General features: G+C 68.6%; 15 protein-coding genes. 9 read left to right on the top strand and 6 right to left on the bottom strand.

Annotation, left to right across the window (positions count from 1 at the left end):
• Positions 1–30: 30 nt before the first annotated feature.
• Together ACFWZU_RS05790 and ACFWZU_RS05785 are read right to left on the bottom strand one after the other, a co-directional pair.
• A complete protein-coding gene (locus ACFWZU_RS05790) occupies positions 31–1,377 on the bottom strand; it encodes a sigma 54-interacting transcriptional regulator (RefSeq protein ID WP_439700473.1) in 1,347 nt (448 codons plus the stop codon).
• A 142-nt stretch (positions 1,378–1,519) separates the two neighbouring features.
• Positions 1,520–2,341, bottom strand: a complete 822-nt coding sequence (locus tag ACFWZU_RS05785) for an SDR family oxidoreductase (protein WP_439700472.1) — start codon at positions 2,339–2,341, stop codon at positions 1,520–1,522.
• A gap of 127 nt (positions 2,342–2,468) precedes the next feature.
• Between ACFWZU_RS05785 and ACFWZU_RS05780 the strand changes: the two genes are divergently transcribed.
• Complete coding sequence (locus ACFWZU_RS05780; RefSeq protein WP_439700471.1) at positions 2,469–3,392, top strand: ABC transporter ATP-binding protein; 924 nt, start codon at positions 2,469–2,471, stop codon at positions 3,390–3,392.
• Positions 3,389–4,792 (top strand): hypothetical protein, encoded by a 1,404-nt coding sequence (locus tag ACFWZU_RS05775; protein WP_439700470.1) that lies wholly within the window; start codon positions 3,389–3,391, stop codon positions 4,790–4,792. The genes ACFWZU_RS05780 and ACFWZU_RS05775 overlap by 4 nt, the downstream gene beginning before the upstream one ends.
• Before the next feature lie 39 nt (positions 4,793–4,831).
• Here the strand turns inward: ACFWZU_RS05775 and mpl are convergent, their stop codons facing one another.
• Together mpl and ACFWZU_RS05765 are read right to left on the bottom strand one after the other, a co-directional pair.
• Positions 4,832–6,202, bottom strand: a complete 1,371-nt coding sequence (gene mpl, locus ACFWZU_RS05770; RefSeq protein ID WP_439700469.1) for a UDP-N-acetylmuramate:L-alanyl-gamma-D-glutamyl-meso-diaminopimelate ligase — start codon at positions 6,200–6,202, stop codon at positions 4,832–4,834.
• A 180-nt stretch (positions 6,203–6,382) separates the two neighbouring features.
• On the bottom strand, positions 6,383–6,967 hold the full coding sequence (locus ACFWZU_RS05765) for an adenylate kinase (RefSeq protein WP_439700468.1): 585 nt from the start codon (positions 6,965–6,967) through the stop codon (positions 6,383–6,385).
• Positions 6,968–7,139: 172 nt separating this feature from the next.
• On the opposite strand from ACFWZU_RS05765, the gene ACFWZU_RS05760 reads away from it, so the two are divergent.
• The 6 genes from ACFWZU_RS05760 (at position 7,140) to ppa (ending at position 15,394) form a co-directional block, all read left to right on the top strand.
• Positions 7,140–8,402 carry a 6-phosphofructokinase gene (locus tag ACFWZU_RS05760; RefSeq protein ID WP_439700467.1) on the top strand — a complete coding sequence of 421 codons (1,263 nt, stop codon included), beginning with the start codon at positions 7,140–7,142 and terminating at the stop codon, positions 8,400–8,402.
• Positions 8,403–8,530: 128 nt separating this feature from the next.
• Positions 8,531–8,842 (top strand): RcnB family protein, encoded by a 312-nt coding sequence (locus ACFWZU_RS05755; protein WP_439700466.1) that lies wholly within the window; start codon positions 8,531–8,533, stop codon positions 8,840–8,842.
• A gap of 201 nt (positions 8,843–9,043) precedes the next feature.
• Positions 9,044–11,080 carry a sodium-translocating pyrophosphatase gene (locus tag ACFWZU_RS05750; RefSeq protein ID WP_439700491.1) on the top strand — a complete coding sequence of 679 codons (2,037 nt, stop codon included), beginning with the start codon at positions 9,044–9,046 and terminating at the stop codon, positions 11,078–11,080.
• A 254-nt stretch (positions 11,081–11,334) separates the two neighbouring features.
• Positions 11,335–13,449, top strand: a complete 2,115-nt coding sequence (locus ACFWZU_RS05745; protein WP_439700465.1) for a prolyl oligopeptidase family serine peptidase — start codon at positions 11,335–11,337, stop codon at positions 13,447–13,449.
• A 46-nt stretch (positions 13,450–13,495) separates the two neighbouring features.
• Complete coding sequence (locus ACFWZU_RS05740) at positions 13,496–14,326, top strand: 2OG-Fe(II) oxygenase (protein WP_439700464.1); 831 nt, start codon at positions 13,496–13,498, stop codon at positions 14,324–14,326.
• Positions 14,327–14,860: 534 nt separating this feature from the next.
• On the top strand, positions 14,861–15,394 hold the full coding sequence (gene ppa / locus ACFWZU_RS05735; protein WP_439700463.1) for an inorganic diphosphatase: 534 nt from the start codon (positions 14,861–14,863) through the stop codon (positions 15,392–15,394).
• 95 nt (positions 15,395–15,489) lie between these two features.
• On the opposite strand, the gene ACFWZU_RS05730 is transcribed toward ppa, so the two are convergent.
• Together ACFWZU_RS05730 and ACFWZU_RS05725 are read right to left on the bottom strand one after the other, a co-directional pair.
• Positions 15,490–16,107, bottom strand: a complete 618-nt coding sequence (locus ACFWZU_RS05730) for a ferritin-like domain-containing protein (RefSeq protein WP_439700462.1) — start codon at positions 16,105–16,107, stop codon at positions 15,490–15,492.
• A gap of 135 nt (positions 16,108–16,242) precedes the next feature.
• A complete protein-coding gene (locus ACFWZU_RS05725; protein ID WP_231321761.1) occupies positions 16,243–16,893 on the bottom strand; it encodes a TetR/AcrR family transcriptional regulator in 651 nt (216 codons plus the stop codon).
• Positions 16,894–17,250: 357 nt separating this feature from the next.
• On the opposite strand from ACFWZU_RS05725, the gene ACFWZU_RS05720 reads away from it, so the two are divergent.
• The gene (locus ACFWZU_RS05720; RefSeq protein WP_439700461.1) at positions 17,251–17,910 is read left to right on the top strand and encodes a protein-L-isoaspartate O-methyltransferase family protein; all 660 of its coding nucleotides are present in this window, start codon (positions 17,251–17,253) and stop codon (positions 17,908–17,910) included.
• The last annotated feature ends 14 nt before the right edge of the window (positions 17,911–17,924 follow it).

Below are 17,924 nucleotides of genomic sequence, written 5' to 3'. Positions count from 1 at the left end.
CGGGGCCGCGCGCGAGCCCGGCCAGGGAGCTCAGGCGCCCGAATGCGCCAGCTCGTCCAGCGCCAGGCCGTGCTTCTTGCACAGGCGATAGACAGTGACTCGCGCGATGCCCAGCCGGCGCGCGCACTCGCTGACGTTGAAGCGGGTCTCGCGCAAGCAGGCGACCAGCGCATCGCGTTCGGCCGATACACGCACGCGATCCAGCGCGGCCGGCGCATGGCCTGGACGCACGGGCAGGTCAAGGTCTTGCACGCTGATCATCGAGTCATCGGCGACCACGGCGGCACGTTGCACCCGGTTGACCAGCTCGCGTACGTTGCCCGGCCAGTTGAATGCGCGCAGCGCGCGGCGGGCGGCCGCGCTGAAGGCCAGCGCATGGCAGTCGTGCTGCTCGCGGAAAGCATCCAGGAAGTGCTGCGCCAGCAGCTCCATGTCGCCGCCGCGCTCGCGCAGCGCGGGCATCTGCACGCGCAGGACATTGAGCCGGTAATAGAGGTCCTGGCGGAAGCGGCCGGCGGCGACCGCCTTTTCCATGTCCACGTGGGTGGCGGCCAGCACGCGCACGTCCGCGCGGAGGCTCTGGCTGCTGCCGACCCGCACGATCGTCCCCTCCTGGAGGAAGCGCAGGAGGCTGGTCTGCGCGTCCAGCGGCAGATCACCGATCTCGTCCAGGAATACGGTGCCGCCGCTGGCGCTCTCGATGTGGCCGATGCGCCGCGTGGTGGCGCCGGTGAACGCGCCGCGCTCGTGGCCGAACAGCTCGGACTGCACCAGGTTGCTCGGCAGCGCCCCGCAGTTGATCGCCACAAACGGCCGCGCCGCACGTGGCGACAGCTGGTGGATGACGCGCGCGGCCACTTCCTTGCCGGTACCCGTCTCGCCGGTGATCAGTACCGGCAGATCCACGGGCGCGTACTTGCGCAGGCCGATGCGCAAGGCACGCATCGCGTCGCTGCTGCCCACCAGGCCGGGCATGTCCGGTTCACTGCGCGCGGGCACGCCGCCCTGAGTCAGGCGGTCGAGGGCTTCGCGCAGGCGCGGGAAGTCGATCGGGCTGGTGAACACCGCCATGCAGTCGCGCAGGATGGAAGTCACGCGGGGTTCGTGAGCCGGGGTTTCGGGCGAGACCAGTGCGATCCAGGGCACGCCCGGGTGCTCGGCGACCATGCCTTCCATCGCCTGGAGCGTGTCCAGGTCGCCCTGGCGCAGGTCGGCCAGGGCCACCACGACGTCGCCGTTGCGTGCACCCACGCCGCTGGCCTGCACATCGGCTACGCGCACCGGCCACCCCGAACGAGCCAGTCCACTGCATTCCGCGCCGTCAGGCCTGCCGAACCAGACGACGCAGCGCCTGGGTGATGCCAATGCCGTGATCATCGCCACCTCCGCCCCTGAACGGATGTCCTGTGTCGATCAGCCGGATGATCCAGCTGCGATGCCGCCCTTCCGGGGCGTCGGACTGTGATCAATATCACAAAACCGGGTGTAGGACCTAACGACAGGCGCCGTGAAGAGGGCGTCAATCCAGGAACAGGTCGGGCAGCAGCGGGGACCCCGGCTGGACGGCATAACGGTCGAAGTCGGCCACCCCCTGCTCCCGCAGAACGTCTTCGTCGAGGTCGAAATGGCCGCTGTAGGCCCGTGCCGGGCGGGTCAGGATGGCGTGGGCCGCGTCGGCGACGATCTCCGGCCGTCGGCATTGTTCCGGCCGCACCCCCTCGATCATGCCGATGGCTGCCGTGGCGATCACCGTGCGCGGCCAGAGCGCATTGACCGCGATGCCCAGCGGGGCGAACTCGGCGCTCATGCCCAGCACGCACAGGCTCATGCCCATCTTGGCGATGGTGTAGGCGGTATGCGGGGCGAACCATCGGGGATCGAGGCTGGGCGGGGGCGCCAGCATCAGCACATGCGGGTTGGCCGCCCGTTTGAGCAACGGCAGGCAGGCCTGAGTGACCAGGAACGTGCCGCGCGTGTTGACCTGGTGCATCAGGTCGAACCGCTTCATCGGCGTGCCTTCCACCCCGGCCAACCAGATCGCGCTGGCGTTGTTGACCAGGATGTCGATGCCGCCGAAGCGCTCGGCCGCCTGCGCCACCGCCGACCTGACCTGGTCTTCCTCGCGGATGTCCACCTTGAGCGCCAGCGCCTTGCCACCGGCCTCTTCCACGGCCGCCGCGGCGGTGTGGATGGTGCCTGGCAACCGCGGGTTGGGCACGCCGCTCTTGGCGGCGATCACGATGTTGGCGCCGTCCTGCGCCGCGCGCAGCGCGATCGCCAGGCCGATACCGCGCGAGGCGCCGGTGATGAAGAGGGTCTTGCCGGCCAGCGTGTCGTCCATAGCGGTGCGTGCCTGGTGGGGAAAGGCAGGATACTCCGCCGGCGGCGCGGTCCCGGATGACAACCATCACTGGACGGGCGATACGCAGGCCCCCACAGTGCTCCGGTCTGGACCGGAACTGCTGCCGATGGCCACGCTGCTGCCTTTTCCTTCCCCTCCCATGGCGGCCACCGCCACGCCCGAACCGGTCCTGCGCGTGCGCGGCGTGCGCAAGGCCTTCGAGGGACGCGAGGTGTTGCGCGGCGTCGACTGGCAAGTGCCGGCCGGACGGGTGATCGGCCTGCTTGGCCGCAACGGAGCCGGCAAGACGACTCTGCTGCGCTGCCTGCTCGGACTGGCGCCGATCGACGCCGGCGCGATCGAGCTGTTCGGCGCCCCGATGACCGAGCCGGGCGGCGAGCGCCTGCACAGGGTCGGCTTCGTGCCACAGAATTTCGAACTGTTCCCGTGGATGAAGGTGCGTGCCTACCTGGACTTCACCGCCGCCTTCTACACCTGCTGGAACCACGCGCTGGCCGCGCGCCTGCTGCAGGAGTGGGAGCTCGATCCGAAGCAGAAGATCGGCCGGCTCTCGCAGGGACAACGGCAGAAACTGGCGATCGTGCGCGCCATCGCTCCAGAACCGGACCTGCTGGTGCTGGACGAGCCGGTCGCCAGTCTCGACCCGCAGGCGCGTCGCGCCTTCATGGCCGAGCTGCTCGCGCTGATGCGCGGGCCTGGCAAGACCGTCATCTTCTCCACCCACATTACGGCGGACCTGGAACGCGCCGACGCCGACATCGCACTGCTGCGCGACGGCCATATCCAGTTCACCCGCCCACTGGCCGAACTCAGGGCACGGCTCTCCCACGCCGTGCTCAACCGCCCGGCCGGCTGGGCCACGGCACCCGCGATGGCCGGCGTGATCAAGTCACGCATCGCCGGCGCCAGCCTGCACCTGCTGCTGGAGGACGTGCCGGCGGAGCGGCTGCACCAGCTTGCCAAGGACGAGGACGCCAGTCTGCGCATCGAGATGCCCACGCTGGAAGACCTGTTCGTGGAACTGGCATGAGGGCGATCGCCCAGCTCTGGCTGCTGCCCAGCCGGCAGATGCCGCTGCTGGGCGTGGTTGCCCATCTCCTGTGGCTGGCGGCGCTGCTCTGCCTGGTCTGGATCAGGCCGCATGCCGACGGTGCGGCACTGGGCGCCGGTCTGCTGGCGATGGGCAGCTGGTTCTGGCACCTGGGGCTGGCCACCACCCTGCGCAGCGCGTGCCAGCCGGAAACCTTCCTTCTGCCAGCCTTCCGCCGCCGGCTGGCGGCCTTTGGCCTGCTCGACGCGGTGACCTGGGTCGGGCTCCCCACCCTGCTGGCACTGGCCCTGGGCGTGCCGCACGTCCCCCTGGGCGGCGCGCTGCTGCTGCTCGCCGCGGCCATGGGTTTCGCCATGGGCGTGGAGCGCTGGGTAAGCCTGCTGTTCTGGCCGCTGTTGGTACTGGCCGGCTGGATGCCCGGCCTGGTCGGTGCGATCGTGCAGAACGCGCTGCACTCGCCGCTGACGCTGCCTCTGCTGCTGCTCCTGGCCATGCTGCTCCTGCGGCTCGCGCTGCATCCGATGCTGCGCGTCGCCGACCGGCCCCCGGATACCTCGCCGCTGGAAGGGCTCACCCTCGGGCGCAACGCCACGGCCGACACCGCGGCGCGGCGCAGCGCGCTTGGCCGGCGCTTCGAGGACTGGTTCGACGCGATCGCGCAGCAGGCGATGGAACGCGCGCTGGCCCGTTACCGCGAGCGGCCGTCCGCCGCTCGACGGCGCACACTCGTGCGCCGCCTGTTGCTGCCGCACGACAACGCCGCCGCGATCGTGCTGCGCATTGCGATCATGGCGGTGTTCGCCACGCTGTATGTGGTCGTCGCGCTGCACCGGAAGCACCTCAACACGACCGTGGTCGGCGCCTATGCCGTGCTGATCGCGCTGGCCCGTTTCCCGCAGATCGGCCGCGGCATGCAGCGCATGCGCCCCAACCTCGCCGACCTCTACCTGACGCTGGCGCCGGGCACGCGCACCGAGTACCAGCAGGCGCTTGCCGACGCCCTGCTGGTGCTGGTGCCGGTCGGTACCGTGACCGCCCTGGCCTACACCGTCCTGGGCATCGTGCTGACCCATGCCGCGCAACCGGGCCTGATGCTGCTGGTCACGCTCGTGGTGGCGACCGGCGGCGGCCTGGTAGCACTGGCAGTGCACCTGATCGGGCCGCAGAACGCGGTGGGGCGCCAGCTGGTCAACGCCGCCGTGCTGATGGGCACGATGGCGATGTACTGGGCCGGCGTCTGGCTGGTCGATGCCCTGGGCTATGCCGTCGGCGGGGGCCTGCTCGCGCTGCTCACGCTCGGCTTCGGACTGGGAACGTGGTTTGCCGCGCAGCGTGAGTACCAGCGGCGCGAGCCGTGTTTCGACGCACCGTTGGCGTGACGGTCTGCTCCCTCTCCCCACGGGGAGAGGAGCAAGGCGTCACCCCAGCGCTTGCACGAAGCGGCGCGGCGCGTTCTCGAAACCGCCATTGGACATGAATACCACGTGGTCGCCCGGACGCGACTGGGCACGCAGCGCGTCGATCAGGGCATCGACTGTGGGGGCGGTCCGGCCGCGGCCCTGCAGTGCCTCGGTCACGCGAGCGGCATCCCACGGCAGCTCCGGGCGATGCAGGAACACCACCGCGTCCGCGTCCGCCAACGATGGCGCCAGGCCCGCCGCGTGCGCGCCCAGGCGCATGGAATTGGAGCGCGGCTCCAGTGCGACGAGGATGCGCGCCTTGCCTACCTTGGCGCGCAGACCGGCCAGGGTGGTGGCGATCGCGGTCGGATGATGCGCGAAGTCGTCGTAGACGCGCACGCCGTCGGCCTCGCCGACCAGTTCCATGCGCCGCTTGACGCTCTGGAAGCTGGCGAACGCCGGCAGCAGGGCGCGCGGATCGGCACCCGCAGCACTGGCGGCAGCCAGGGCCGCCAGCGCGTTGAGCACGCTGTGGTTGCCCAGCAGCGACCAGCGCACTTCGCCGATTGCTTCGCCCCGGTAATGCACGACGAAGACCGAACCGTCCGCTTCGATCAGCCTCGCCTGCCAGTCGCCCTGGCCGATGCCGAAGGTTTCCACGGGCGTCCAGCAGCCCATCGCCAGCACTTCGGCGAGGCTGTCCTCGTGCGCATTGACGATTAGCCGGCCGTTGCCCGGCACGGTGCGCACCAGGTGGTGAAACTGCCGCTGGATGGCGGCCAGGTCCGGAAAGATGTCCGCGTGGTCATACTCGAGGTTGTTGAGGATGGCGATGCGCGGGCGGTAGTGCACGAATTTGGAACGCTTGTCGAAAAACGCGGTGTCGTATTCGTCGGCCTCGATCACGAACGGCGCGGTCCTGTCGCCCAGCCGCGCGGAGACACCGAAGTTGCCCGGCACGCCGCCGACCAGGAAGCCTGGAGCGAGCCCTGCCTGACCGTCGGAGGCGTGGTCCAGAAGGTGGGAGAGCAGGCTGGTGGTGGTGGTCTTGCCATGGGTGCCGGCCACCGCCAGCACGTCGCGCCCGGCCAGCACTGTCTCGCCCAGCCACTGCGGACCGGACACGTAGCGCAGGCGCGCGTCGAGCATGTGCTCGACCGCCGGGTTGCCGCGGGTCATCGCGTTGCCGACCACCACCAGGTCCGGCGCAGGCGTCAGGTGTGCGGCTGAATAGCCGTCCATCAGGCGGATGCCGAGCGCCTGGAGCTGGGTGCTCATCGGCGGGTAGACGGCGGCGTCCGAGCCTTCGACGGTCAGGCCCATCTCGCGCGCGAGCGCGGCGACGCCGCCCATGAAGGTGCCGCAGATGCCGAGGATGTGCAGGCGCATGTGTTCTGAAACCCTCCCTCTCGCCGGATGGGGCTCCCCTCTCCCGCCGGGAGAGGGGCTGGGGGTGAGGGTACGGGGGCTTGCGGGGCTCCGGTCTCGAAGAAGCGGTCGCTCGCTCCGGTTCCTCACCCCGACCTTCTCCCGTGTTCGGTCAGAAACGGGAGAGGAGCCGGTTTGCCGTCAGCCGTTGGCCGCGGCCGATTCGCTTTCCAGCGCGCGTTTGATGCGGGCGGTCACGTCGTCCAGGTCGCCGACGCCGTCGACGACCTGCAGCTTGCCGCGCTTGGCATAGAAATCCGCCACCGGCGCGGTCTGCTCGGCGTACACGCCCAGGCGCTTGCGCACCGTGTCGGGGTTGTCGTCGGCGCGGTTCTCGGCCTGGAAACGGATCTGGCAGCGACCGACGATCGCCTCGTTCGGCACTTCCAGCTTGACCACCGCGTCCAGCGGCTGGCCGATGCGCGACAACAGGTGGTCAAGCGCGTCGGCCTGCGCCAGGTTGCGCGGATAGCCGTCCAGGATGAAACCGTTGCGCGCATCGTCCTGCGCCAGGCGCTCTTCGAGCATGCCCAGCAGGATGTCGTCGGACACCAGCTGGCCCGCGTCCATCACCGCCTTGGCCTTCACGCCCAGCGGCGTACCGGCGGCCACCGCCGCGCGCAGCATGTCGCCGGTGGAGATGTGCGGTACGTTGAGGTCGGCCTTCAGCCGCGCGGCCTGCGTGCCTTTGCCCGAACCGGGCGCACCGAGTAGGACGAGTCGCATAATGCTCCAGGGCGTGTGGTCCGCACGCACGCTGCGGCGGTTCGTCAGATTTCACCCAAGGGGCGTCAAAGTACCGTCTGGGACCCGGCAGCGTCAAACCGAGCCGCACCCGGATGCGCGCCAAGTCGCTGTTTCGCAAGGGCACGTGCCCGTGCCAGCCAAGGAGATCGCCATGAGTCCTGCTTCCCGTTCCGGCCGCCTGCTCTACGCCCAGTCCGGGGGCGTCACCGCGGTGATCAATGCCACCGCCGCCGGCGTGATCGAAACGGCGCGCGCGCAGGGCGTGCCCGTTTACGCGGCCCGCAACGGCATTCTGGGGGCGCTGCGCGAGGACCTGATCGACACCACCAAGGAACCGAGATCCGCGATCGCCGCGCTGCGCCACACGCCCGGCGGCGCGTTCGGTTCCTGCCGCTACAAGCTCAAGTCGCTTGAAGACAACCGCGCCGAGTACGAGCGGCTGATCGAGGTGCTGCGCGCGCACGACATCCGCTGGTTCCTCTACAACGGCGGCAACGATTCGGCCGACACCGCGCTGAAGATCTCCCAGCTGGGCAAGGCGATGGGCTACGACATCCGCTGCATCGGCGTGCCCAAGACGGTGGACAACGACCTGGCGGTCACCGACTGCTGCCCCGGCTTCGGCTCGGTGGCCAAGTACACCGCCGTGTCGGTGCTGGAGGCCAGCCTGGACGTCGCCTCGATGGCCGACACCTCGACCAAGGTGTTCGTGCTGGAGGTGATGGGCCGTCACGCTGGCTGGATCGCCGCCGCCGCGGGCCTGGCCGGAGAAGGTCCCGACGCACCGCCACACGTGATCCTGTTCCCGGAAAACGTGTTCGACGAGGCCGCGTTCCTCGCCAAGGTGAAGTCCACGGTGGAGCGCGTGGGCTGGTGCACGGTGGTCGCCTCCGAGGGCGTGCGCGACGCGGCCGGGCGCTTCCTCGCCGAGGGCGGCACGCGCGACGCCTTCGGCCACGCGCAACTGGGCGGCGCCGCGTCGGTCCTGGCGCAACTGGTCAAGGACAAGCTCAAGTACAAGGTGCACTGGGCGCTGCCGGACTACCTGCAGCGCTCGGCCCGCCATCTGGCCTCGGCAACCGACGCGCTGCAGGCCTACGCGGTGGGCCGCGCGGCGGTCGAGTTCGCGCTGGCCGGCATGAACGCGGTGATGCCGGTGATCGTGCGCACGTCCGAGTCCCCCTACCGCTGGAGGATCGAGCCGGCGGAGCTGAAGAAGATCGCCAATCGCGAAAAGAAACTCCCCAAGGGCTTCATCCGCCGCGATGGCTTCGGCATCACTGAGGCCGCGCGCCGCTACCTGTCGCCGCTGATCCGCGGCGAGGCGCCGCCGCCCTACGGCAAGGATGGCCTGCCCGCCTACGTCTCCCTGCGCAACGTGGCGGTAGCCAGGCGCCTGCCTGCCTTTCCCTGAGGCGGCAGCGGCGTGTTCCTTGCTGAGCGTCACGTGAAGGCCGCGTGCAGGTGGCTACCATGCGTTCAGTCGCAGATTCCTACGCTGCGTTTACCCGGGCCCCGCGCCCGGCCAAGGGAGACCTACGAATGAAGTTCCTGCTGAACGTCCTGTTCGCCCTGCCCCTGCTTGCCGCCAGCGGCGCGGCGCTGGCCGACCATGACCACGGCCACGGACGCGGCCACGACAAGCATGGCCACGACGAAGGCTGGCACGGCCACCGCCACCATCACTGGGAGCGCGGCGGCCGCTACGAAGGCACGGTCGTGGTGATCCACGACTACGAGCGCGTCCGCCTGCGCCCGCCGCCGCGCGGCTACCACTGGGTGCGCGACGACAACAACGATTACGTGCTGGTCGCCATCGCCACCGGCATCATCCTGGACTACGTGCTCAACTGAGCCCGCCTGGATCCTGACGCGGCCGGGGCCTGCTCGCCCCGGCCGCGTGCGTTTCCGGCGCCCGCTGCGGCGCACAACAATCAATCACGTTCCCCCTGCCTATACTCGCCGAGGCCGCTGTTTCAGCGACCTGGGGCGAGCTGCCCGTGAGGCAACCCGCCTGCCGCGGTATCCACTCACCTGGGGAGGCACCGAATGCAGATGCAGGACGGTATGTGGTTGTGGATCGCGCTGGGGTGCGCGGTTCTTGCGATTCTCTACGGTTTGGTCTCGGTACGCTGGGTGCTCGGCCGTTCGGCCGGCAACGAACGCATGCAGGCGATCGCCGCGGCCATCCAGGAAGGCGCACGCGCCTACCTCAACCGCCAGTACGGCACCATCGCGCTGGCGGGCATCGTGCTGCTGGCACTGATCTGGTTCTTCCTCGGTTGGCCCACGGCGGTGGGCTTCCTGATCGGCGCGCTGCTTTCGGGCGCCACCGGCTACATCGGCATGAACGTCTCGGTGCGCGCCAACGTGCGCACCGCCGAGGCGGCGCGCCACGGCATGCGCGCGGCGATGGACGTTGCGTTTCGCGGCGGCGCGATCACCGGCATGCTGGTGGTCGGGCTGGCGCTGCTGGGCGTCACCGGTTACTGGTTGATCCTCAACCATCTGGGCGTGCCCGATCCGCTGCACCCGCTGGTGGGCCTGGCCTTCGGCAGCTCGCTGATTTCGATCTTCGCGCGCCTGGGCGGCGGTATCTTCACCAAGGGTGCGGACGTCGGCGCCGACCTGGTGGGCAAGGTCGAGGCCGGCATTCCCGAGGATGACCCGCGCAACCCGGCGGTGATCGCCGACAACGTCGGCGACAACGTCGGCGACTGCGCCGGCATGGCCGCCGACCTGTTCGAGACCTACGCGGTCACGGTGATCGCCACCATGCTGCTCGGCGGCCTGATGTTCGGCGCCGACCCGCACGCGGTGCTTTACCCGTTGGTGCTCGGCGGCGTGTCGATCATTGCCTCGATCATCGCCACCTTCTTCGTCAAGGTGCGCGAGGGCGGCTCGATCATGGGCGCGCTGTACAAGGGCGTGATCGTCTCGGCCGTGCTTTCGGCGGTCGGCTTCTGGTTCGTTACCCGCGAACTGCTCCCGCAAGGTCTGCCGACCCCCGAGGGTGGCATCGACAGCATGGCGATCTTCTGGTGCGCGCTGATCGGCCTGGTGCTGACCGGCTTGATCGTGTGGATCACCGAGTACTACACCGGCACCCAATACAAGCCGGTGCGGCACATCGCGCAGGCCTCCACCACCGGCCACGGTACCAACATCATCGCCGGCCTGGGCGTATCCATGAAGGCCACCGCCTGGCCGGTAATCGTGGTCTGTGCAGCGATCTGGGGCGCGCACTACCTGGCCGGCCTGTACGGCATCGCCATCGCCGCCACCTCGATGCTGTCGATGGCCGGCATGATCGTGGCGCTGGACGCCTACGGCCCGATCACCGACAACGCCGGCGGCATCGCCGAGATGGCGGACCTTCCGCCGGAAGTGCGCGGCATCACCGACCCGCTGGACGCCGTGGGCAACACCACCAAGGCGGTGACCAAGGGCTATGCGATCGGCTCGGCCGCGCTGGCAGCCCTCGTGCTGTTCGCCGACTACACGCACAACCTGGCGGTGAACAACGGCGGCGCGACCTTCGCGTTCGACCTGTCCGACCACATGGTGATCATCGGCCTGTTGATCGGCGGCCTGATTCCCTACCTTTTCAGCGCCATGGCGATGGAAGCGGTGGGGCGCGCCGCCGGCGCGGTGGTCGAAGAGGTGCGCCGCCAGTTCCGCACCATCCCCGGGATCATGGAGGGCACCGGCAAGCCGCAGTACGACAAGGCGGTGGACATGCTCACCCGCTCGGCCATCCGCGAGATGATCGTGCCCTCGCTGCTGCCGGTGGTGGTGCCGATCGTGATTGGCCTGCTGCTTGGGCCGAAGGCGCTCGGCGGCGTGCTGATCGGCACCATCGTCACCGGACTCTTCGTGGCGATCTCCATGACCACCGGCGGCGGCGCCTGGGACAACGCCAAGAAGTACATCGAGGACGGCCACCACGGCGGCAAGGGCTCGGAGGCGCACAAGGCGGCGGTCACCGGTGACACGGTGGGCGATCCGTACAAGGACACGGCCGGCCCGGCGGTCAATCCGCTGATCAAGATCATCAACATCGTGGCGCTTCTGTTGATCCCGTTGCTGTAGGCCATCCAGGAAAACCGCGCCCTCCCCCCCTCCGGGAGAGGGTCGGGGTGAGGGCACTCTTGCGATAGACCATCCTCCGAAGGCCCCTTTGCGGGCCTTCGCTTTGTCAAAGGCACGAGCGAAGTCCCCCGCAAGCCACAGCCCCTCACCCCAGCCCTCTCCCCGGATGAGAGGGCGCGGGGCCTGGTGACTTCCCTCACAGGCACTCGACCACCCCACGGGCCACACTCATCCGTTCCACAGGGGACAACGACATGACCCACACCTCCCGCTGGCTCGCGCTCGCGCTGGGCCTCACACTGGCAGGCATGACACACGCACAGACCTCCGCGCCGGCCGGCGCACACGCCACCGACGACGCGTATCTCTGGCTCGAGGACGTCGACGGCGCCCGCGCCATGGACTGGGTCAAGCAGCAGGACGCGGCCACGGTCGCGGACTACGCCCAGTCGCCCGAATTCAAGCGGCTCGACGCCCGCCTGCTGGAAGTGCTCGACTCCAACGAGCGCATCCCTTTCGTGGAAAAGCTGGGCGAGCACTACTACAACTTCTGGCGCGACGAGGCGCACCCCAAGGGCCTGTGGAGACGCACGACCCTGGCCGAGTACCGCAAGGCCGAGCCGAACTGGGAGACCGTGCTCGATCTCGACGCGCTGGCTGCAGCCGAGCATGAGAACTGGGTGTGGCACGGCGCGCAGTGCCTCAAACCCGGGTACCGCCGATGCCTGCTGTCGCTCTCGCGCGGCGGCGCCGATGCCGACGTGGTGCGTGAGTTCGACCTCCACGACAAGGCTTTCGTCGAAGGCGGCTTCAGCCTGCCCGAGGCCAAGAGTCAGGTCGCCTGGGCCGACCACGACCACATCTTCGTCGGCACCGATTTCGGCCCCGGCTCGATGACCGAGTCGAGCTACCCGCGCATTGCCAAGCTGTGGACGCGGGGTACGCCGCTGGCGGAAGCGACGACGATCTACGAAGGCAAGCCCGAGGACCTGGCGGTCAGCGCCTACCGCGACCTCACCCCCGGCTACGAGCGCAGCTTCGTGCAGCGCGCGCTGGCCTTCTACGACAGCGAGAGCTACCTGCTCGGCAAGGACGGCAAGCTCCTGCGCATCGACGTGCCGACGGATGCCGAGACCAGCGTCGAGCGCGAATGGCTGCTGATCGAACCCCGCAGCGACTGGGCCGTCGGCGGCCATACGTACAAGGCCGGCTCCCTGCTGGCGGCGAATTTCGACGACTTCATGGCGGGCAAGCGGGACCTCACCGTGCTGTTCGAGCCGACCGACACCACCGCGCTGGACGGCTATTCCTGGACCCGCCACCACCTGATCCTCAACGTGATGGACGACGTGGTGAACCGGCTCGAGGTGCTCACCCCGCAGCCGGGCGCGTGGAAGCGCCAGCCACTGCGCGGCGCGCCGCCGTTGTCCTCGATCGACGCGGCCGGCATCGACGCGGACGCGACCGACGACTACTTCCTGACCGTCACCGGCTTCCTGCAGCCGACCACGCTCTACTACGGCACGTTGGGCCAGGGCGAGGCCGAGGCGATCAAGCACAGCCCGGCGTTTTTCGACGCATCGAAGTACCAGGTCAGCCAGCACTTCGTGCACTCGAAGGACGGCACCCGGGTGCCGTATTTCGAGATCGCTCCGAAGGACATCAAGCTCGACGGCAACAACCCCACGCTGCAGTACGGTTACGGTGGCTTCGAGATCTCGTTGCAGCCGAGCTACAGCGGCAGCACCGGCCGCGCCTGGCTGGAGCACGGCGGCGTCTACGTGATCGCCAACATCCGCGGCGGCGGCGAGTACGGCCCGCGCTGGCACAAGGCCGCGCTCAAGGCCAACCGCCTGCGTGCCTACGAGGACTTCGCGGCGGTGTCGGAAGACCTGATCCGGCGCAAGGTCACCTCGCCCCGACACCTGGCCGCGATGGGCGGAAGCAACGGCGGCCTGCTGATGGGCAACATGCTCACGCTCTATCCGCAACTCTATGGGGCGATCGTCAGCCAGGTCGCGCTGCTGGACATGAAGCGCTACACGCACCTCTCCGCCGGCGCCTCCTGGATGGCGGAATACGGCGACCCGGACAAGCCGGCCGAATGGGCCTGGATCAGGACCTTCTCGCCCTACCAGAACGCGCAGCCGGGCAAGCACTACCCGCCGGTGCTGTTCACCACCTCGACGCGCGACGATCGCGTGGGCCCCGCGCACGCGCGCAAGATGGCCGCGAAGATGCAGGCGATGGGCTACGACGCGGACTTCTACGAGAACATCGAGGGCGGCCACGGTGGTGCGGCGGACAACAAGCAGTCGGCCTTCATGCACGCGCTCGAATACACCTGGCTCTGGCAGCACGTAAAATGACGCCTCCGGCGGCCGCCCGGCCGCCGCAACTTCCCGCACGCGACGCATGAGAGCTTCTTCCGGCAGCATCACTCCCCAGTTGCGCGAATGGATCCTGACCACCGCGCGCGCGGGCCACGGCGTGCCGGAAGTGCTCAAGCTGCTCAAGGACGCCGGCTACCCGCCGGCGCAATGCCGCAGCGCGGTCGCCGAGGTGCTGAAGATCCCGCTGAGCTCGATCAACGCCAGCGCACCCAGCGGCCGGCGAACCCGCGTGCCAGCGGCGCCGCGGGTAACGGTCGACGGCCGCGAGGTGCGCGTGACTGCTGGCATGGAGGCGCCGATCGTGCGCGTGCTCGACGGCCTGCTCGATCCCGACGAATGCGCTGCGCTGATCGACGCGGCACGCCCCCGCCTGGATCGCGCCATGACCGTCGCCGAGGATGGCAAGCACCAGGTCGACGAGCGGCGCACCAGCGCCGGCATGTTCTTCAGGCTGGGCGAGACGCCACTGGTGCGCGCCATCGAGGCGCGCCTGGCGAAGCTGCTGGACCTGCCGGTGGAACACGGTGAAGGCTTGCAGGTGCTGCACTACCTGCCCGGCCAGGAATACGAGCCGCACTACGATTGGTTCGACCCGACCCAACCGGGCTACGCCGCGGTCACCGCGCGCGGCGGCCAGCGCGTCGCCAGCGTCGTCATGTACCTCAACACGCCGGAGGAAGGCGGCGGCACGGCCTTCCCGAACGTCGGCCTGACGGTCACGGCGCTGGCGGGTTCGGCCGTCTATTTCGCCTACGAGGGCGGCGACACCAGTTCGCTGCATGCCGGCCTGCCGGTGATCCGCGGCGAGAAGTGGATTGCCACCAAGTGGCTGCGCGAGCGGCCGCTGCGCTGACAGCCCCCGGTTTGGCGGTTGCGGTCAGGAATCGGCTTTCGCTGCCATTCGTACTGATGTAGGCATGCGGCGGGAAAGCCGGAGCACCTGCCCTCACGCTCACGACCGAACCCTCTCCTGCGGAAGAGGGTGGGGTCGGGCGCAAGCCCTCACACCCACCCCATTTCCCGTGGGAGAGGGACTTGCTCGCGGCGTGGGTACAGTTTGCGCGGCCGCGCTCCTCCGGCGTCCCTTGGCCATGCTCAGGCCGAACGGCTTGTTCCGCCTGTGGCTGCGGTGTGTTCCTTCTCCCCGGGGCAAGATGCCCGAAGGGCGGATGGGGAGGCCCTGCCTCAGCCCGCAGGTTCCCCGCCCCATGCGGACGCCCGGCATGCGCGACACTCCTGCCGCACCGCCACCAGGCGCGGCGGTCCCCCAGGGAACCGCCCCTGGAGATCAGCCCGCCAAACATCCACCCGAGCCTTTCGCTGCATTGCAGCAGCGTTTGCCGTATCCTTTCGCGCCTCGCTTTTTCCGTCCCCCCGAAGGATTCCCATGGGTCTGCACCACGTCCCCGCCGGCCGCAACGTGCCGGACGAAATCAACATCGTCATCGAAATCCCCAAGGATGCCGAGCCGGTCAAGTACGAAGTGGAAAAGGAAAGCGGCGCGATCTTCGTCGACCGCATCCTGTCCACGCCGATGCGTTATCCGTGCAACTACGGCTACGTACCGGGCACGCTCGGCGGCGACGGCGATCCGCTCGACGCGCTGGTGATCCTGCCGCTGCCGCTGATCCCCGGCTCGGTGATCCGTTGCATCCCGGTCGGCATGCTCAAGATGACCGACGAGGCCGGCAGCGACGAGAAGCTGATCGTTATCCCCGCGCCGAAGATCTTCCCCGGTTATGCGCACATCAGCGACATCAAGGGCGTCTCGCCGCACTGGCTGGAGCGTATCGGCCACTTCTTCGAGCACTACAAGGACCTGGAGAAGGGCAAGTGGGTGAAGGTCGACGGCTGGGTTGGCGCCGAGGAAGCGAAGGCGGAGATCCTCGCCGGCGTCGAGCGCTACAAGGCCGCCAAGTAATCGCCTCGCCAGGCAAAAAAAAAAAAAACGCCGCCCTCATGGCGGCGCTTTTTTTTATGTCGCTAAAGCCGGTTGGCCGGCCGGAGCCCCGGGCGCTAGTGCTGCCAGCCGGAACCGGCGTTGGACGATGGCTGCGCTGCGGGCTGCGCCTGGGTGGGGCGGGCCGGCTCGCCCTTTTCGCCCAGTTGCGCCAGCAGGGTCGCCATGTCCTCGGCGTGCTCCTCTTCCTGCGCCAGCACCTCTTCCATGATGCGCCGGGTGGTCGGGTCGTCGCCGCCGATGTACTCGACGATCGCGCGATAGGTGTCGATCGCGATGCGCTCGGCGACCAGGTCTTCCTTGATCATGTCGACCAGGTCGGCGCCCTCGGCGTAGTCGGCATGCGCGCGACTGAGCAGGCCGTCGGGATTGAAATTGGGCTTGCCGTCCAGTTGCGTGATGCGCTCGGCGATGCGGTCGGCGTGTTCCTGTTCCTGCTGCGCGTGCTCGAGGAACTCGGCCTTGACCGCCTGCGAGTGGATCCCGGACGCCATGAAGTAGTGATACTTGTAGCGCAGCGTGCAGACGATTTCGGTGGCCAGCGCTTCGTTGAGCAGCTTGATCACGGTCTCGCGGTCGGCGGTGTAGCCGGCGGTGATCGCGCCCTGGTCGATGTGCTCGCGGGCACGCTTGCGGATGGCCTCGATGTCGGTCAGGAACGGCTTGCTTGCCATGTCTGTCCCTCGGATGGTGGATATCCGGGACAGGCTAGTGGAGGAGGCGCGAAACGCTGGTGAAGCGGGGCCCACGGGAACCCGCAGGCGGGCCTGATGCTGGTGGTCGGCCAGCTTGGTGGTGAGCGACGTGCCTCAGCGCGGCAAATAGGCGCGCAGGAACATCTTCACCCCGGCGCGCGCGGTCGCCTCGATCTCGGCCGCATAGCTGTCCGGGCATTCGCAGCAGCCGAACATCTGCCGCATCATCAGGTTGCCCTTGATCAGCGTGAGAAACTGCACGCAGGCGCGCGGCACGTCGTCGATCTGCAGCTTGCCGGCGTCAACCGCCTGTTGCAGCAGGCGTTCCATCAGGCCATGCGTGCGCGTGGCGCCCTCTTCCCACATGAGCCGGCCGTAGCGGGGATTGCCCTGGCGGCAGTCCGACAGGATCGCGCGGAAGGTGCCCACGGTCTCGGCGTTGCAGTCCAGCCGCGCATGGGTCAGCGCGACGCGCAGCAGCGTGTCGGCGATGTCCTCGTGCGGGTCGAAGTGGTAGGTCTCTTCCGGCAGCAGGTCGTTCACGCGGGCACGGATGACTTCGCGGAACAGGTTGTCCTTGTCGCCGAAGTGGCTGTAGACGGTGAGCTTGGATACGCCCGCCTCGGCGGCCACGGCATCCATGCTGGTGCCGGCGAACGCGTTGCGGATGAACAGCGCCTTGGCCGCCTCCAGGATCGCCGCGCGCTTCTCCATGTCCTTCGGACGGCCGGGGCCGGGAGTCTTGGCGTGGGCGGGACAATTCATGATGACACCTTGGGCGGAAGCAGCTTCACAAGAAAGGACAGGCACTTTATTATACGGGACGGTTTACTTATTTCCAGTTTCCCTGGAAGCAGCCACGCCGTTGGCTGCACGATCATCCCTGTGCGCAGTGTACCGCCATGCAGGTCGCGTGCCGGGCGACGGGCCGGCCAGGCGGGCGGTCGATACAGCGGGCGCGGTGTCCGCGGACACCGCGCCGGGCATGACTTCCGTCAAGCCGGCGCGGTGACTTCCGGCACTTCGGACGCCTGCCCCGAGGCCGCACGCTAAACATCACTGTCGCGACGGCCTCCGAACGCTTATCCTTTTGATCTTTTTGATTCTTGCGGACGTAAGACCATGGCGATGAATTTCGAACAGGCACGGCAGAACATGGTCGAGAACCAGGTGCGACCCTGGGATGTGCTCGACACGCGCGTGCTCGACGCGCTGGCGCAGGTGCGCCGCGAGGATTTCGTGGCCCCGCAACACCGCCAGCTCGCCTTCGCCGACCTGTGCCTGCCGATCGGCCATGGCCAGGTGATGATGAAGCCGGTGATCGAGGGTCGCGTGCTGCAGGCGCTGGAGTTGAAGCCGACCGACCGCGTGCTGGAGATCGGCACCGGTTCGGGCTTCCTTACTGCCTGCATGGCCAAGCTGTCCGCGCACGTGACCAGCGTCGACCTGCATGGCGACTTCACCGCCGCCGCGCAGTCGCGCCTGGCCGCGGCTGGGATCGCCAACGCCACCCTGGTGACCGCCGACGCGGTGCAGGAATGGCAGCCGCAGGAGAAGTTCGACGCGATCGTGGTGACCGGCGCCGTGTGGCAGGTGCCGCCGCGTTTCCTGGGCTGGCTCAAGCCGGGTGGGCGCCTGCTGGCGATCCGTGGCGAGTCGCCCGTGCAGCAGGCCGTGCTGCTGACCCAGGCCGGTGCCGGCGGCTTCCGCGAGGACTACCTGTTCGAGACCGACCTGCCGTATCTGGCTCACGCCGAGCCGCCCCGCCGTTTCGTTTTCTGACTTTCTATCGATTG

Origin of the sequence: Frateuria sp. GZRR33 (assembly GCF_051900425.1) — a bacterium.
GTDB lineage: Bacteria > Pseudomonadota > Gammaproteobacteria > Xanthomonadales > Rhodanobacteraceae > Frateuria_A.
Note: the sequence above shows the minus strand (reverse complement) of the source record. Positions and strands in the feature narration are given on the sequence as shown.

Excerpts from the sequence above, each read along its gene's own strand:
- ACFWZU_RS05790 (WP_439700473.1), bottom strand. The coding sequence starts at position 1,377 with ATGATCACGGCATTGGCATCACCCAGGCGCTGCGTCGTCTGGTTCGGC.
- ACFWZU_RS05785 (WP_439700472.1), bottom strand. The coding sequence starts at position 2,341 with ATGGACGACACGCTGGCCGGCAAGACCCTCTTCATCACCGGCGCCTCG.
- ACFWZU_RS05780 (WP_439700471.1), top strand. The coding sequence starts at position 2,469 with ATGGCCACGCTGCTGCCTTTTCCTTCCCCTCCCATGGCGGCCACCGCC.
- ACFWZU_RS05775 (WP_439700470.1), top strand. The coding sequence starts at position 3,389 with ATGAGGGCGATCGCCCAGCTCTGGCTGCTGCCCAGCCGGCAGATGCCG.
- mpl (WP_439700469.1), bottom strand. The coding sequence starts at position 6,202 with ATGCGCCTGCACATCCTCGGCATCTGCGGCACCTTCATGGGCGGCGTC.
- ACFWZU_RS05765 (WP_439700468.1), bottom strand. The coding sequence starts at position 6,967 with ATGCGACTCGTCCTACTCGGTGCGCCCGGTTCGGGCAAAGGCACGCAG.
- ACFWZU_RS05760 (WP_439700467.1), top strand. The coding sequence starts at position 7,140 with ATGAGTCCTGCTTCCCGTTCCGGCCGCCTGCTCTACGCCCAGTCCGGG.
- ACFWZU_RS05755 (WP_439700466.1), top strand. The coding sequence starts at position 8,531 with ATGAAGTTCCTGCTGAACGTCCTGTTCGCCCTGCCCCTGCTTGCCGCC.
- ACFWZU_RS05750 (WP_439700491.1), top strand. The coding sequence starts at position 9,044 with ATGCAGGACGGTATGTGGTTGTGGATCGCGCTGGGGTGCGCGGTTCTT.
- ACFWZU_RS05745 (WP_439700465.1), top strand. The coding sequence starts at position 11,335 with ATGACCCACACCTCCCGCTGGCTCGCGCTCGCGCTGGGCCTCACACTG.
- ACFWZU_RS05740 (WP_439700464.1), top strand. The coding sequence starts at position 13,496 with ATGAGAGCTTCTTCCGGCAGCATCACTCCCCAGTTGCGCGAATGGATC.
- ppa (WP_439700463.1), top strand. The coding sequence starts at position 14,861 with ATGGGTCTGCACCACGTCCCCGCCGGCCGCAACGTGCCGGACGAAATC.
- ACFWZU_RS05730 (WP_439700462.1), bottom strand. The coding sequence starts at position 16,107 with ATGGCAAGCAAGCCGTTCCTGACCGACATCGAGGCCATCCGCAAGCGT.
- ACFWZU_RS05725 (WP_231321761.1), bottom strand. The coding sequence starts at position 16,893 with ATGAATTGTCCCGCCCACGCCAAGACTCCCGGCCCCGGCCGTCCGAAG.
- ACFWZU_RS05720 (WP_439700461.1), top strand. The coding sequence starts at position 17,251 with ATGGCGATGAATTTCGAACAGGCACGGCAGAACATGGTCGAGAACCAG.